Source organism: Kitasatospora herbaricolor, from assembly GCF_030813695.1.
Lineage (GTDB): Bacteria > Actinomycetota > Actinomycetes > Streptomycetales > Streptomycetaceae > Kitasatospora > Kitasatospora herbaricolor.
Map to the genome: position 1 here is coordinate 6,082,256 of NZ_JAUSVA010000002.1, position 14,931 is coordinate 6,097,186.

The 14,931-nt window shown below is 72.0% G+C and carries 13 protein-coding genes and 1 pseudogene; 13 read left to right on the forward strand and 1 reads right to left on the reverse strand.

What is annotated here, in order from left to right; genetic code table 11:
* Positions 1 to 57 precede the first annotated feature (57 nt).
* The 11 genes and pseudogenes from lepB (J2S46_RS26870) to J2S46_RS26920 all read left to right on the forward strand — a co-directional run.
* Positions 58 to 867, forward strand: coding sequence for a signal peptidase I (gene lepB / locus J2S46_RS26870; RefSeq protein ID WP_229913129.1), 810 nt, complete (start codon positions 58 to 60; stop codon positions 865 to 867).
* A gap of 271 nt (positions 868 to 1,138) precedes the next feature.
* Positions 1,139 to 1,891: a signal peptidase I gene (gene lepB, locus J2S46_RS26875; protein WP_370882247.1), complete on the forward strand. Its 753-nt coding sequence runs from the start codon at positions 1,139 to 1,141 to the stop codon at positions 1,889 to 1,891.
* 248 nt (positions 1,892 to 2,139) lie between these two features.
* Positions 2,140 to 3,117, forward strand: coding sequence for a signal peptidase I (lepB, locus tag J2S46_RS26880; protein WP_191292649.1), 978 nt, complete (start codon positions 2,140 to 2,142; stop codon positions 3,115 to 3,117).
* Between the two features lie 306 nt (positions 3,118 to 3,423).
* Positions 3,424 to 4,092, forward strand: coding sequence for a signal peptidase I (gene lepB / locus J2S46_RS26885; protein WP_307351416.1), 669 nt, complete (start codon positions 3,424 to 3,426; stop codon positions 4,090 to 4,092).
* A gap of 46 nt (positions 4,093 to 4,138) precedes the next feature.
* The gene (locus tag J2S46_RS26890; protein WP_191292651.1) at positions 4,139 to 4,612 is read left to right on the forward strand and encodes an NUDIX hydrolase; all 474 of its coding nucleotides are present in this window, start codon (positions 4,139 to 4,141) and stop codon (positions 4,610 to 4,612) included.
* Positions 4,613 to 4,666: 54 nt separating this feature from the next.
* Positions 4,667 to 4,993 carry a DUF2469 domain-containing protein gene (locus J2S46_RS26895; RefSeq protein ID WP_073925976.1) on the forward strand — a complete coding sequence of 109 codons (327 nt, stop codon included), beginning with the start codon at positions 4,667 to 4,669 and terminating at the stop codon, positions 4,991 to 4,993.
* 158 nt (positions 4,994 to 5,151) lie between these two features.
* Positions 5,152 to 5,958, forward strand: coding sequence for a YraN family protein (locus J2S46_RS41050; RefSeq protein WP_191292652.1), 807 nt, complete (start codon positions 5,152 to 5,154; stop codon positions 5,956 to 5,958).
* A 1-nt stretch (position 5,959) separates the two neighbouring features.
* A complete protein-coding gene (locus J2S46_RS26905) occupies positions 5,960 to 7,600 on the forward strand; it encodes a YifB family Mg chelatase-like AAA ATPase (protein WP_191292653.1) in 1,641 nt (546 codons plus the stop codon).
* Between the two features lie 293 nt (positions 7,601 to 7,893).
* Positions 7,894 to 9,120, forward strand: a complete 1,227-nt coding sequence (dprA, locus tag J2S46_RS26910) for a DNA-processing protein DprA (RefSeq protein ID WP_370882248.1) — start codon at positions 7,894 to 7,896, stop codon at positions 9,118 to 9,120.
* 596 nt (positions 9,121 to 9,716) lie between these two features.
* The gene (whiG, locus tag J2S46_RS26915) at positions 9,717 to 10,604 is read left to right on the forward strand and encodes an RNA polymerase sigma factor WhiG (RefSeq protein ID WP_191292672.1); all 888 of its coding nucleotides are present in this window, start codon (positions 9,717 to 9,719) and stop codon (positions 10,602 to 10,604) included.
* Between the two features lie 201 nt (positions 10,605 to 10,805).
* Positions 10,806 to 11,366: pseudogene (locus J2S46_RS26920) on the forward strand (TetR/AcrR family transcriptional regulator); the annotation flags it as partial.
* A 215-nt stretch (positions 11,367 to 11,581) separates the two neighbouring features.
* On the opposite strand, the gene J2S46_RS26925 reads toward J2S46_RS26920, so the two are convergent.
* Entirely contained in the window at positions 11,582 to 12,286 is a 705-nt protein-coding gene (locus J2S46_RS26925) for a M23 family metallopeptidase (protein ID WP_191292655.1), read from the reverse strand.
* Positions 12,287 to 12,968: 682 nt separating this feature from the next.
* Between J2S46_RS26925 and rpsB the strand changes: the two genes are divergently transcribed.
* Positions 12,969 to 13,868, forward strand: coding sequence for a 30S ribosomal protein S2 (gene rpsB, locus J2S46_RS26930; protein ID WP_191292656.1), 900 nt, complete (start codon positions 12,969 to 12,971; stop codon positions 13,866 to 13,868).
* Between the two features lie 130 nt (positions 13,869 to 13,998).
* Positions 13,999 to 14,838 carry a translation elongation factor Ts gene (tsf, locus tag J2S46_RS26935; protein WP_073925898.1) on the forward strand — a complete coding sequence of 280 codons (840 nt, stop codon included), beginning with the start codon at positions 13,999 to 14,001 and terminating at the stop codon, positions 14,836 to 14,838.
* Positions 14,839 to 14,931 lie beyond the last annotated feature (93 nt).

Below are 14,931 nucleotides of genomic sequence, written 5' to 3' on the forward strand. Positions count from 1 at the left end.
GAACGCGCGCCGGAGTCGGAGCCCGATCCGGTGTCGGAGCCTGCGCCGGATCCGCGGGTGAGTACCACCCCGGGGATCCCGGGCGGTACTGGTACCGGTGCCGGCGCGGTGGTGGCGGACCTGGAGCCTGGGGCGGGCCCGGCCTCGGCCGGAGCCCCTGACGACGAGGCCGATGAAGAGGCCGAGGACGGCGGCCGATGGGCCCGGGACCTCCTCCTCCTGGCAGGCATCTGCCTGTTGACGCTGCTGCTCGTGAACGCCTTCGTGGCGCGGCCGTTCGCCGTCCCCTCGGGGTCGATGGAGAACACCCTGATGCCGGGCGACCGGCTGGTGGCCAACAAACTCGCCTATGCCTTCGGCGGGCACGTCCGCCGCGGAGACGTCGTGGTGTTCGACGGCACGGGCTCCTTTCTTCCCGAATCCGCCGCCCCGGGCGGAGTCGGCGGTGCCCTGCGCGCCCTCGGTCAGGACTTGGGCCTCGCACCCGCCGGTGACACCGTCTACGTCAAGCGCGTGATCGGTGTCGGGGGTGACAGGATCACCAGCCCTGGACCGGACGGCCCGCTGACGGTCAACGGTGTGCCGCTCGACGAGTCGTCCTACCTCCGCCTCGGCGACGCCCCGTCGAGGGTGGCCTTCGACATCGTGGTGCCGGCCGGGAAACTGTGGGTGATGGGTGACCACCGCAACGCCTCCCGTGATTCCCGCGACCACCTCGGCGAACCCGGTGGCGGCTTCGTGCCCGAGGACAAGGTGATCGGAAGGGCCGACTGGGTCGTCTTCCCGGTCGGACACTGGACCAGCCTGGACCGGCCGGCGCCGTTCGCCGCGCTAGGGGGGACAGGTGGCCATGGGGACCAGGGGTAAGGGCAAGGTCGCGGACCGCTCGCCGAGCCAAACGGCGGGCCGCAGGGGTAATGGTGGCGCCGCCGGTGCGCCGCGGCCGGGCACGTCCGGCCCGGCTGACGGCATACGTGGGGCGGCCACAGCGGGGGATCGGCGAAGGGCCGCCCCGGGCGCTCCCGACGACTTCGCGACCGTGCCGGGCCGCGGGCGGGCGGAGCGGCGGCGCAGCGCGCGGCGGGCCGCCCGTCGGCGCAGGCGGTCCGTCCTGCGTGAGTTCCCGCTGATCGTGATCGTGGCGCTGCTGGTGGCGCTGGTCATGAAGACCTTCCTGGTCCAGGTCTTCGTGATTCCGTCCGGCTCGATGGAGCAGACCATCCAGATCGGCGACCGAGTGCTGGTGGACAAGCTCACGCCGTGGTTCGGCAGCGAGCCGGCACGTGGCGATGTGGTTGTCTTCAAGGATCCCGGCGGGTGGCTGGAAGGCGATCACAAGCCTTCCACGGACGGGCCGGTCATGCGGGGGGTCAAGTCGGTCTTCACCTATGTCGGCCTGCTGCCCTCGGAGAACGAGCAGGACCTGATCAAGCGGGTGATCGGGGTCGGCGGTGACACCGTCGAGTGTTGTGACGACCAGGGACGGGTCAGCGTCAACGGCACGCCGATCGACGAGCCGTACCTCGCGGCGGACAATCCGCCGTCCCGGCAGCCCTTCAAGGTGGAGGTGCCGCAGGGGCGGTTGTGGGTGATGGGGGACCACCGGGACGTCTCCGCCGACTCGCGCTTCCACATGGGCAACCCGGGTCAGGGCACCATCCCGTTGTCGGGAGTGGTGGGCAGGGCCTTCGTGATCGCCTGGCCGCTGCAGCGCTTTCATCAACTGGAGGAGCCCGCTTCACTCTCCTCGTTGCCGCGGGCCACGGCGGCGCCCGGGGATGTCCCGTACTCGGTGGGTTCGAGGCCGCTTCCGTCGGAACCTCCGCTCGTTATGGGTGTGTTGGGCTTCCTTCCGCTCATCGTCCGTCGCCGCCCGGTGACATCGGGTTAGGTCCAGCTCCGGGGCGGCCGCCGAGCCATGGCGCGTGGGATCACGGGCAGGATGCCTTGGAGTGATAGAGAAGTGCTGGGTCACCCGGTACGAAGTGCCGGTTCCCGGCGGCCGGACCGGCGTCAGGTGTGCTCGTGACGGGCAGGTCTGAGGTCGGTGGAAGGCCGGATCGTGGTGAGCGTGGTGCCCGCTGTGCGGCACTGGTGATAGCGGGCGCACGAGCGTCCGCACAGCAGGGAGGAGATGTCGTGGGGGATTTGGTGATCGGCGCCCGTTCAGGCGCCGGAGAGCCCGAGGGCGCCGGCGGCCGGACGGCCCGGTCGGCCGAGTCCGCAGAGCCTTCGGGCTCTGTCGAGGACACCGCGGCACAGTCGGCGGAGAACCAGAGCGGAGGCACGGACGACGTTCCGGCCGCCGCCGAGGACGAGGAGGGTTCGGCGGAGACGCCGAGCGGGGAGCGCAGGCCGCGATCCTTCTGGAAGGAACTGCCGATCCTGATCGGGATCGCGCTGATCCTGGCGCTTGTGATCAAGACGTTCTTCGTCCAGGCGTTCTCCATCCCGTCCGAGTCGATGCAGAACACTCTGCAGGTCGGTGACCGCGTGCTGGTCGACAAGCTGACGCCGTGGTTCGGGGCCGAACCCGAGCGCGGCGAGGTCGTGGTCTTCCACGACCCGGGCGGCTGGCTGAACGACGAGCCCGCCCAGCAGAGCAACAACTCCTTCGTGAGGGGTCTCCAGGATGTCCTGAGCTTCGTCGGCCTGATGCCGTCGGCGAATGAGAAGGACCTCATCAAGCGGGTCATCGCGGTCGGTGGTGACACCGTCGAGTGCGAGGGCGAGGGGCCGGTCAAGGTCAACGGGATCGCGCTCGACGAGCCCTACATCTTCCCGGGGAACACGCCGTGCGGCACCAAGCAGTTCGGTCCCGTCCACGTGCCCGAGGGTCGGATCTGGGTGATGGGCGACCACCGGGCCGACTCGCTGGACTCCCGGTACCACATGGACCAGCCCGGCGGCGGCACCGTGCCCGTGGGTGACGTGGTCGGCCGTGCCTTCGTTGTCGCCTGGCCGCTCGACCGCTGGGCGACGCTCCCGGTGCCGGCGACCTTCGACCAGAAGGGCCTGGCGGCGGCCGAGCCGTTCGTCCCGCCGGCGGCCGGAACGCTCGGCGCGGTGGGCCTCCTGCCGCTGGTCCGCAGGGTGAGGCGCCGGTTCGACTCCTGACAAGGGGTTTCACACCCTGCGAGGCTCTGAACATCCTGATCAGCTCCTTCCCGGCAGTCGCCGGTGGGTCGGTGGATCCGGGTGGTCCGGGGCGATACGGGTCTTGCGCGGGCCGTGGTACCGACGAGTAATCTGCTCGGACGTGCCACGGCCCGTCGGCGTTCGCGCCACGGGTGAGGGCGTGCCCGCAGGTTCCCCGGTCGGTCAGGTTGGACGGTTTCGATGAGCAGTGTTGCTGAGAAGGCTGTCGATCGTCCGGCGGGCACACGGCGGCTGCGGCGCCGGGCGGGATCGATCGTCCAGGGGGTGGCCATCGCCCTGGGGCTCGTCCTGATGCTCGGAGGATTCGGGCTGATAGCCGTGGACTACACCCCGTACCGGATCCCCACCGCCTCGATGTCGCCGACGCTGCAGATCGGTGACACCGTCCTGGCCCGCAAGGGTGGTGGTGCGGTCGGCCGTGGTGATGTCGTGGTGTTCCGTGACACGCTCTGGGGCGGTGCGGTCATGGTCAAGCGGGTGGTCGCGGTCGGTGGGGACACGGTGGCCTGCTGCGACAGCGGCAACCGGCTGACGGTGAACGGCAAGGCGGTCGACGAACCGTACGTCGACGAGCAGCAGCTGCAGGGAGCGGCCTTCAGCGTCGAGGTACCGGCGGGGAGGCTCTTCCTGATGGGGGACAACCGCCTCGGTTCGCTCGACTCCCGGACGCACCTGGACGTGGCCGGCGGTACCGTCCCCGCGGCCGATGTGGTCGCCAGGGTCGAGGCGACCGTCCTGCCTCTGGGCAGGGCGGGGATGCTCGGGCGTACGGTGGCCTTCGACGTGGTCGGTGGGCCGGGAACGAGCGGGCCGGGTCCGCTGGAACCGGCGGCCTACGCCACCGTGGCCGGCGCCGCGCTGATCGTGGTGACCTCGGCCGCCGGCGCGCTGGTCGGCCTGGTGCGCAGGATCCGGCGGAGGGCTGCGGCCTGAGCGCGGACCCGGCCGGCAGGCCGACGGGGTGGGAGGAGGGACAGGCATGGCGACGGAACGGCGCAGGGCTGCGCGCGTCCTGTTGCTCGACGACCAGGGCCGGGCGCTCCTCTTCCGCGGGTTCGACCCGGCCGTCCCCGAGGTGACCTGGTGGGTCACCCCGGGCGGCGGGCTGGAACCGGGAGAGGGGCCGCGTGAGGCCGCTCTGCGGGAACTGGCCGAGGAGACGGGGCTGCGCGATGTCGCACTGGGCCCGCTGGTGGCGCACGGCACGGTGGCTTTCTCCTTCCGAGGACAGCGTTTCGAGCAGGACCAGTGCTTCTTTCTGGCCCGTACCTCCTGCACGGCGGTCGACTCCTCGGGCTCCGGGGCGGAGGAGCACGCCCTCTTGCTGGAGTCACGCTGGTGGACGGTGACCGAGCTGCGGGACACGGCGGAGACCGTCTACCCGGTCGGACTGGCGGGGTTCCTGGAGCGCCTGCTGGCGGATGGGCCGCCAGTCACTCCAGTACGGCTCTGATGGCGGGTGTGGTGGTCCACAATGGGTGGACTGACGAGTTGAGGGGACGCCTGAATGAGTGCCGAGGATCTCGAAAAGTACGAGACCGAGATGGAGCTCAAGCTCTACCGGGAGTACCGGGACGTTGTCGGCCTGTTCAAGTACGTGATCGAGACCGAGCGGCGTTTCTATCTCACGAACGACTACGAGCTGCAGGTCCACTCGCTCCAGGGCGAGGTCTTCTTCGAGGTGTCGATGGCCGATGCCTGGGTCTGGGACATGTACCGGCCTGCCCGGTTCGTCCGCAAGGTCAGGGTGCTGACGTTCAAGGACGTCAACATCGAGGAGCTGGCGAAGAGCGATCTGGAGCTGCCCTCCGACGAATCGGGCTTCGGCAACTGACGGTGGACCGCCCGCGGGCCGATGTCCAGGGGTGATCCGATTCCTCACTCCTGTGGGTGACAAGAGTTATCCACAACCCCTGGTTTTCCACAGGAAACCCGCACCCCCTGGACGACCTCCGCCGGGCCCGGCAGCCTCCGTGGTCGGAGGTGGTCATCGTGCAGGACACCCAGCAGAGCACGACCGAGCGCACACAGCGGACCAAGCCGCCCGCACGGAAGAGCACGACACGGAGCGAGGGCGGCCGGCCGCGTCGGGCGACCGCGGCCGGCGCACGAAAGCCCGGCACCGGCAGGGCCGGGCCACCGTCGCAGAACGAGGAGCAGGGCGCGGCGCGCGATGCCCGCGGGTCGGTCACCGCCCGCCGGCCGGCCGAGCACGGCGCAGGCACCGGCCGTAGCACCAACAACGGGCTGGGCCGCTACGGTGAGCAGGTCGCGGCCCGCCGGCTGGTCGCGGACGGGCTGCGCATCCTCGAACGGAACTGGCGCTGCGCCGAGGGCGAGCTGGACATCGTCGCGCTGGACGGCGAGACCCTGGCCGTCTGCGAGGTGAAGACCCGCTCCGAGCGGAGCTTCCAGCAGCCCACCGAAGCCATCGACGCGGTCAAGGCCGACCGATTGCGGAGGCTGGCTGAACGGTGGCTGGCCGAGCGTTGGCCCGTCCACTTCGCCGCCCTGGCCGAGGGCGTGAATGCTCCCGGCCAAGGCCCCTCGTGCACCACGGCCGCCGGAGCGTCCGGGGCCGGTACGCGCCCGTTCGGCGTCGGTGCTTCCGGTACGGGATCGCCGGGCCAGGAGGAGCCCCGGGCGGGCAGTGATGCGGTGGGGCGAGCAACAGAACGGGACGCCGGCACGTCGTGGCCGACCCCGCCACCGCCCGGCGGCGTACGGATCGACCTGGTGGCCGTGATCAACCGGATCAAGGGCGCTGCCACGGTCGAACACCTCCGCGGGGTGGTCTGAGATGGCCTTCGCCCGCACCTGCTCGGTCGCCCTGGTCGGCGTGGACGGTGTGGTGGTCGAGGTCCAGGCCGACCTCGAACCCGGGGTCGCGGCGTTCAGCCTGGTCGGACTCCCGGACAAGGCGTTGTCGGAGGCCCGTGATCGTGTCCGGGCCGCTGTCGTCAACAGCGGTGAGCCTTGGCCGCAACGCAAGCTGACCGTAGGGCTCAGCCCCGCCTCCGTCCCCAAGAGCGGCAGCGGATTCGACCTCGCCGTGGCGTGTGCGGTGTTGGCGGCCGCCGAACGGCTCGATCCGGCCACCATCGCGGAACTCCTGATCATCGGCGAGCTGGGCCTGGACGGCCGGGTGCGACCCGTCCGCGGGGTGCTGCCGTCCGTCCTCGCCGCGGCCGAGGCCGGCTACCGGCAGATCGTGGTCGCGGAGCAGACCGCCGCCGAGGCCGCGCTCGTTCCCGGGGTCTCCGTCATCGGGGTCCGCAGCCTCCGCCAGCTGATCGCCGTGCTCACCGACGCGCCGGTGCCCGAGGAGGAGGACGACACCGTCACCGGCCGTCCCGATCCGATGCTGGCCGGGCTGATGCTGCCCGGTTCGGGGATGCGAGGCCGTTCGGGGCAGGCGAGTGCGCCGGTCGACCTCGCCGACGTCGCCGGCCAGTACGAGGCCCGCCGCGCACTGGAGATCGCCGCCGCGGGAGGCCACCACCTCTATCTCAAAGGCCCACCAGGGGCGGGCAAGACGATGCTCGCGGAGCGGCTGCCGGCCCTGCTGCCGCCGCTCACGCAGTCCGAGGCACTGGAGGTCACGGCGGTCCATTCCGTCGCGGGCCTGCTGCCACCCGGGCGTCCGCTGATCGCCGGCCCGCCGTACTGCGCCCCGCACCATTCCACCACCATGCCCGCCATCGTCGGGGGCGGCAGCGGGCTGCCCAGACCGGGTGCGGTCTCACTGGCTCATCGCGGTGTGCTCTTCCTGGACGAGGCGCCGGAATTCCCGGTCCGGGTGCTGGACGCGCTGCGCCAACCGCTGGAGTCCGGGGAGGTGGTGATCGCCAGATCGGCGGGGTCGCTGCGACTGCCTGCCCGATTCCTGCTCTGCCTGGCCGCCAATCCCTGCCCGTGCGGCCGGCACTCGTTGCGCGGCGGCGGATGCGAGTGCACGTCGGTCATGGTGAACCGCTACCAGGGCAGGCTGTCGGGCCCGCTGCTGGACCGGGTCGACCTCCAGGTCCAGGTGGCGCCGGTGACCCGGGCCGAACTGATGGAGCACGACAGTACGGCGGAGACCACCGCGACCGTCGCGGCCCGGGTTCAGGAGGCCCGGAACCGGGCGGCCGCCCGACTGGCCGGTACCCCGTGGCGGACGAACGCGGAGGTGCCCGGGCACCATCTGCGTACCCGGTGGGAGCTGGCGCCCGGCGCCTTGACCGAGGCAGCGAGCCAACTGGAACGCGGCCTGCTGACCGCCCGGGGGCTGGACCGGGTGCTCCGGGTGGCCTGGACGGTGGCCGACCTCGCCGGGCGGCAGCGGCCCGACCAACGCGACCTCCGCACCGCACTCGTCCTGCGCACCGGGGACCAGGGGTTCCCACCGATCGGGCGATCGGCCGGCTCACATCGATCGGCCGGGCCCGGGCGGTCCTGACCCGACCGCCATCCGCGCGCGGCTTCGTCCGGGACGAAGGGCAACCACCCAGCACCCCTCACCCTGCACCCCTCACCCAGTACCCCTCACTCAGCACTGACCGAAGGTCAACCATGGAGGCGACGGTGAACCGCACCACACGAACCATCCGTCAGGAGGCGCCTGCCGAGGCGCCGCCGGCCCGGTCTGCCGATGTTCGGCCCGAAGCCGCGCGAACCCGGTCGGCCAAGGCCGGAGTTGCCCGGACCGGAGCTGCCCGGCGCGGAGCTGCCCGGCCCGGAGCCGCCCGACCGGTGACGGATCAGCCGGGGCCCGGTCGGGCGTCGAGGGCGGGGCCGACACCGGCCGGGCCCGGGGCAGCGGCCGGGGCCGGCTCGGGGTCAGGGGCGCCCCCGCCCACCCAACGGGAGCGGCTGGCCAGAGCGGCGCTCAGCAGGCTCAGCGAGCCCGGCGACGCCGTTCTCGGCCGATGGCTGGCGCGAGCCGGGGCAGCAAGGGTGGTGGCCTGCATCCGCGACAACCGGGCGCCCGACGAACCTGACCTCGACGCGGGGCGGCTCGCCTCCTACCGTGCGCGACTGGCCGGGGTCGATCCGTCGGCGGACCTGGAACGGGTACGAACCCGTGGTGGCCGCTTCATCATTCCGGGGGACACGGAATGGCCCAGCCAGCTCGACGATCTCGGCGCCGGGAGACCGATCGGACTCTGGGTGATCGGCACCGGATCGCTCCGCCTGCTGGCCCTGCGCTCTGTCTCGGTGGTCGGCGCTCGCGCCTGCACCAGCTACGGCGCCCATGTGGCAGGGGAGTTGGGCGCGCAGCTCGCCGAGCGAGGGTGGGTGGTCGTGTCCGGCGCGGCCTACGGGATCGATGCCGCGGCACACCGGGGCGCGTTGGCGGTCGGGGGACTCACCATCGGTGTGCTCGCCTGCGGGGTCGACATGTCCTATCCGCAGGGGCACGCGGAGCTGATCCGCCGCATCGCCGAGCAGGGACTCCTGCTGAGCGAACTCCCGCCGGGGGAGCACCCGAACCGCTTCCGCTTCGTCCTGCGCAACCGGGTCATCGCCGCACTGACCCGGGGCACGGTGGTGGTCGAGGCGGCCCTGCGCAGCGGGGCGCTCAGCACGGCGCGGCGCGCCCGTGATCTCAACCGGCACACCATGGGTGTCGCCGGGCCCGTCACCTCCGAGCTTTCGGCCGGTGTGCACGCGCTCATCCGGAGCGGCGGCGCCACCCTGGTCACCGACGCGGCCGAGATCGGTGAGCTGATCGGGGCCATCGGGGACGACCTGGCGCCGCGCCGCGCCGGGCCGGTTCTGCCTCGGGATCTTCTGGAGCCGGCTGTCGCCAGGGTCCTCGAAGCAGTGCCGGCGACCGCGGAGGGAGCACCGGTCGAGCGGGTGGCGAGGGAGTCCGGGCTGCCGCCCGACGAGGTGCTGCAACGCCTCTACGAGCTGGGCTCGTTGGGATTCGTCGAGCGCTGCGGGGCGCACTGGAGGCTGGTCCGCAGGAGGTGATCCGGCGGGGTTCTCCGGGCCGTCGCCGGCGTCGGGACGCAGTGGCCGGGGGCGCCGTCGGGACGCCACCGGATCGGGGGACGACCGAGTGGCGGTAGCGCATTGCAGCGAGTCGGTCACGCTACGCTCGCCATTGGCTTCCCTATCAGCACACGACTCGGCAGAATGGCGCAGACCAACGTATGCCCACACACATTCCCGGACACAGGGTGACCGGCAGCGGTCGGTCCTCGGGAGGGCCGAGGACCGAGACACGTTCCGGGGCCGACCTCCAGCCGAAGACGCTGGGCGCGATGGGGTTGGCCCGGCAGGCCGGGCGGGCCACCGCCGGCGGCACGTCGACCGAGGCGGGGCCGGCCGCACCGGCGACCCTGCCGGTCACAGCACCCTCCGCGGCGGCGGCACCGGCCCTGCCCGCTGCCCCCGGCGCGGTGGCCACGGCTGACTCCACCGGCACCACCGGCACCACCGGGACGGCCGGCGGCGCGGCGGGTACGGCAGGCGCGACCGGCGCCACGGGTGTCGCCGACACCACGGACACGGAGACCGTGGACAGGGGCACCCCGCCTGCTGCCCCCGCCCATCCCGAAGGCGGGGTGCGTACCGCCCGCCGTGCGGAGTCGCCACGTTCGGGCCGGACGGCGGCCAGGGCCGCGACCTCGCCGCGCACCGCTGCCACCACCGGCCGGGCTCCGGCGGCCCGTCGGGAGACGGGCGGACCGGACCGCACCGCGCTGGAGGCTCTCTGGCGCTCCTACAAGGAGAGCGGTGACCCACGCCTCCGCGAGCAGCTGATCCTGCACTACTCGCCGCTGGTCAAGTACGTCGCGGGGCGGGTGGGCGTGGGCCTGCCCGCCAACGTCGAGCAGGCCGACTTCGTCTCCTCCGGTGTCTTCGGACTGATCGATGCCATCGAGAAGTTCGACATCGACCGCGCGATCAAGTTCGAGACGTACGCCATCAGCCGTATCCGCGGCGCCATCATCGACGAGCTGCGGGCGCTGGACTGGATCCCCCGGTCCGTGCGGCAGAAGGCCAAAGCCGTGGAGCGGACGTACGCCACGTTGGAGGCGAGACTCCGCCGGACGCCTCATGAGCCCGAGGTGGCGGCCGAGATGGGCATCGCCATCGAGGATCTGCACGCCATTTTCAGCCAGCTCTCGCTCGCCAACGTCGTCGCCCTGGACGAACTGCTCCACCCGGCGGGGGAGGGCGGTGACCGGTTGAGCCTGGTGGACGTCCTGGAAGACCGTGGCGCCGACAACCCGGTCGCGGTCGCCGAGGACCGCGAGATGCGCCGGCTGCTGGCCAACGCGATCAACACGCTCCCGGAGCGGGAGAAGACCGTGGTGACGCTGTACTACTACGAGGGCCTCACCCTCGCGGAGATCGGCCAGGTGCTGGGCGTGACCGAGAGCAGGGTCAGCCAGATCCACACCAAGTCGGTCCTGCAGCTGCGGGCGAAGCTGTCCGACATCCGCTGAGGCCGGTCACACCCGTCCGGTGGGCCACGACGGTCTTCCGCCGGCAGACCTCGCCCGGGGACGGCTCGGTGGCCGGCGCCATGGACGGCGCGGTGGACGGCGTGCGGACGGTGCGGTGGAGGGCGTCGGTAGCGCGGCACCGTTCCGGCCGGGCTGCGGGCTCCGTACAGTGGAGCCGTGCCGAAGATCCGAGCAGCCACCTTGGCCGAGCATCGCCAGTTGCAGCGGGCAGCCCTGCTCGATGCTGCCCGCAGTCTGCTCACCGAGGGTGGGATGGACGCCCTGACGTTTCCCGCACTCGCCGCGCGCACCGGGCTGGCCCGTAGTTCGGTCTACGAGTACTTCCGCTCCCGCGCCGCCGTTGTGGAGGCGTTGTGCGAGGTGGACTTCCCGCTGTGGGCGGCCGAGATCGAGGCCGGAATGGACGGCTGCGACCGTGCGGTCGACCGCATCGAGGCCTACGTCCGCGGTCAGCTCGCGCTGGCCGGGGATCCCCGGCACCGGGCGGTCGTGGCGATCTCGGCACTGGAACTGGACGAGGCCGCGCGAGAGCGGATCCGGGCTGCGCACGGCAGGCTCGTCGGGCTGGTGGTGCGGGCGCTCGACGATCTCGGACACGATCAGCCCCGGCTGGCCGCAGCCCTGCTCCAGGGCGTCGTGGAAGCCGCGGTGAAGCGCTGCGAGCGCAGCGCCGCCTCGGGTCTGGGCGAGGACCCGCAGGAGATCGCGGACGCCGCCGTGGCCCTGGCCCTTCACGGGCTGGGGTCGGGCACCGCCACGACGGGCCGGGCCCGAGCCAGTGCCCCGGACGCGGACGGACGTCCGTCCGACAGCCCGACCCCTGACAGCTCAGCACCTGACGGCCCGACCCCTGACGGCCCTGCGCCTGACAGCCCTGCGACGCACGCCTAGGCAGCGAAGCCCGGCCTCGGACAACTCGTGGCCCGGCCCGGCCCTCGGGAAGCTCCCGAAGGGGCTCAGCCGTGGAGCGGGAGCAGGCGGGCCGTACCGGCGCCGAGGAGTGCGAGCGGATCGAGGTAGCGGTCGCCGCGCAGCAGGCCCCAGTGCAGGCAGCCGTCGGCGCAGTGCCCGAGCCCCGGGACGAGCCGGCCGAGGGTCGTGCCGGCGCTCACCGGCGTTCCCACCGGCAGGGTCCCGGCGACGGGCAGATAGGTCGTGCGAAGCGGTGGCGTTCCTGAACCGGGGTGGCTCACGGTGACCACGGGACGTCCCGCGACCACACCCGAGAAGCTCACCACTCCGGGCGCCGCGGACCGTACTTCGCTGCCCGTCGCGGCGGCCAGGTCGACCCCGCGATGGCCGGCCGCCCACCTGCTGGCCGGTGGTTCGAACCGCCTGATCAGGGCGGCGGGCCCGCCCACCGGCCAGGCCCGCCCGGGGGCGGCGGGCGGTGAGACCACTTCGCCAGGGCCTGCTTGCGCCTCACCGGGGCCTGCTTCGGCCTCACCAGGGCCTGCATCCGCTTCACCAGGGCCTGCCCGCGCGTGGGTCGGCGGGGCGGGCAGCGCGTGCGCCGGAGGTCCGGGGAGCGTCAGCAGGAAGACCGCCGTGAGCAGGAGCGCGAGCAGCAGGGCGTGCCGGGGGCGATCCGGCCTCGGCGGCGGCAGGGTCGCGCCGGCGCAGCAGGAGACGGGAGGGACGAGCGTCAGGTGAGGTGCCATGCGGACGAGGTTCGCGGGGACCGGCCGCGGCAACCAGCCCCGGTCGTGAACCTGTGGAAAACCGGCCCCTGTGGACAACCGGGGGCACCGGCCGCCACCCCCTGCTCGTCCCCCCTTGGCTGCGACCCCTCGGTCGTCCCACCCGCTCGTCCGCCCCGCTCGTCCGCCCCGCACCCTCCGGCCGCACCCCTCAGGTCATGGCCGTCAGGGGTCATGGCCGTCAGGTCCCGCCCGTCACCCCGCCCGTCACCCCGCCCGCCGACCCGTCGTGTCCGATCCATCCCGCCGGCCGAACGGCCGCCCGAACGGGTGAGGCGGCGCCGGGCCGGCGCCCCCGAGGGTGCTCCGACAGTGCGGGATCCGTGGTGTCCCGGGCCCGGGACGACGCTTCGAGTCGCCGCCCGCTCGGCGCTTCCCGTACACTTCACACGCGACCCGGTCTGCCGGGTCGACTTCGCACGCCCCGCCACCGGTCGAAAGCAGCGGTTCACCGCCGCCGTCGCCAGGTGCGAGTGCCGCTCGGTCCGCCGAGCCTGACGCGGTTCCGACCGCCCAGGCCGCAGCGGCTCGGCACGTTCGGGGCGTCAGGCGTGGCGGTCACCTGGCCGTCGCGGACAAAACCGAGCCCGACCCGGCAACCGCGGAAACGCCAGCGCCGGGCGTAACACCGAGGAGCACGGCCATGGCCGTCGTCACGATGCGGGAGCTGCTGGAGAGCGGCGTCCACTTCGGTCACCAGACCCGTCGTTGGAACCCGAAGATGAAGCGCTTCATCTTCACGGAGCGCAACGGCATCTACATCATCGACCTGCTGCAGTCGCTGAACTACATCGACCGCGCCTTCGAGTTCGTCAAGGAGACGGTTGCCCACGGCGGCAGCGTCCTCTTCGTCGGCACCAAGAAGCAGGCCCAGGAGGCCATCGCCGAGCAGGCCACCCGCGTGGGCATGCCCTACGTGAACCAGCGCTGGCTCGGCGGCATGCTGACCAACTTCCAGACGGTCTACAAGCGCCTTCAGCGGATGAAGGAGCTCGGCGAGATCGACTTCTCGGACGTGGCCGGCTCCGGTCTCACCAAGAAGGAGCTCCTGGTCCTCGAGCGCGAGCACACCAAGCTCGAGAAGACCCTTGGCGGTATCCGTGACATGCAGCGCGTTCCCAGCGCTGTCTGGATCGTCGACACCAAGAAGGAGCACATCGCGGTCGGCGAGGCCCGGAAGCTCAACATCCCGGTCGTCGCCATCCTCGACACCAACTGCGACCCCGACGAGGTCGACTACAAGATCCCGGGCAACGACGACGCGATCCGCTCCGTCACGCTGCTGACCCGCGTGATCGCCGACGCCGTCGCCGAGGGCCTCAAGGCCCGCGCCGGTGTTGCGAAGGGCGACGTCAAGGCCGAGCCGGGCGCCGACCAGCCGCTGGCCGACTGGGAGAAGGACCTCATCGAGGGCGAGAAGAAGGCCGAGGAGGCCCCGGTCGCCGAGGCCGCCGAGGTCGCCGTCGAGGCTGAGGCTCCCGCCGCCGAGGTCACCGAGGCTGCGGCCACCGAGGCTCCGGCCGCCGAGGCCGAGCAGGCCTGACGTACCTAAGGGCGAGGGGCACCCGCCGGTACGACACCGGTAGGTGCCCCTCTCTCCCGTGCCGGGGCTGAACCATCAGCCCCGGTACAACCCCACGCAGACACGCGAGACGCGAGAAGAGATTCACACCATGGCGAACTACACCGCCGCGGACGTCAAGAAGCTCCGTGAGCTCACCGGCGCCGGCATGCTGGACTGCAAGAACGCTCTCGTCGAGGCCGACGGCGACGTCCAGAAGGCCGTCGAGCAGCTCCGCATCAAGGGCCAGAAGGGCGTTGCCAAGCGCGAGGGCCGTGACGCTTCCAACGGCGCCGTCGCCGCCGTCATCGCCGAGGGCAACAAGTCCGGCGTGCTGGTCGAGCTGAACTGCGAGACCGACTTCGTCGCCAAGGGTGACAAGTTCGTCGAGGTCGCCGACGCGATCGCCGCCCACGTCGCCGCCACCGCCCCGGCCGACCTGGAGGCCGCCCTGGCTTCCGAGATCGAGGCCGGCAAGACCGTCCAGCAGTTCGTGGACGAGGCCAACGCGAGCCTGGGCGAGAAGATCGTCTTCCGTCGCTTCGCGCAGTTCGACGGTGACGGCTACGTCGCGGTCTACCTGCACAAGACCAGCCCCGACCTCCCGCCGGCCGTCGGCGTCCTCGTCGAGCTCGACAAGGAGAACGCGGTCGTCGCCAAGGACGTCGCGCAGCACATCGCCGCCTTCGCGCCGAAGTACCTCTCCCGCGAGGACATCCCGGCCGAGGACATCGAGAACGAGCGCCGCGTCGCCGAGGCCACCGCTCGCGAGGAGGGCAAGCCCGAGGCCGCCCTGCCGAAGATCGTCGAGGGTCGCGTCACCGGCTTCGTCAAGGAGAACTCCGTCCTGGAGCAGGCCTTCGCGAAGGACAACAAGAAGTCCGTCGCCAAGGTTCTCGAGGAGAACGGCGTCGCCCTCAAGCGTTTCGCGCGCTTCCGCGTCGGCGCCTGAGCCACGTTCCACGGAGGTTCCGGCCCGCATAGGGTAGGAACCACCCCCGTCCACTGACCGGGACGGGAAGGAACGCGCCGATCGGGCTCTCCG

Coding starts and splice junctions, on each gene's coding strand:
- rpsB (WP_191292656.1), top strand. CDS start 12,969: ATGGCCGTCGTCACGATGCGGGAGCTGCTGGAGAGCGGCGTCCACTTC.
- J2S46_RS26895 (WP_073925976.1), top strand. CDS start 4,667: ATGAGTGCCGAGGATCTCGAAAAGTACGAGACCGAGATGGAGCTCAAG.
- tsf (WP_073925898.1), top strand. CDS start 13,999: ATGGCGAACTACACCGCCGCGGACGTCAAGAAGCTCCGTGAGCTCACC.
- J2S46_RS26925 (WP_191292655.1), bottom strand. CDS start 12,286: ATGGCACCTCACCTGACGCTCGTCCCTCCCGTCTCCTGCTGCGCCGGC.
- J2S46_RS26905 (WP_191292653.1), top strand. CDS start 5,960: ATGGCCTTCGCCCGCACCTGCTCGGTCGCCCTGGTCGGCGTGGACGGT.
- J2S46_RS26890 (WP_191292651.1), top strand. CDS start 4,139: ATGGCGACGGAACGGCGCAGGGCTGCGCGCGTCCTGTTGCTCGACGAC.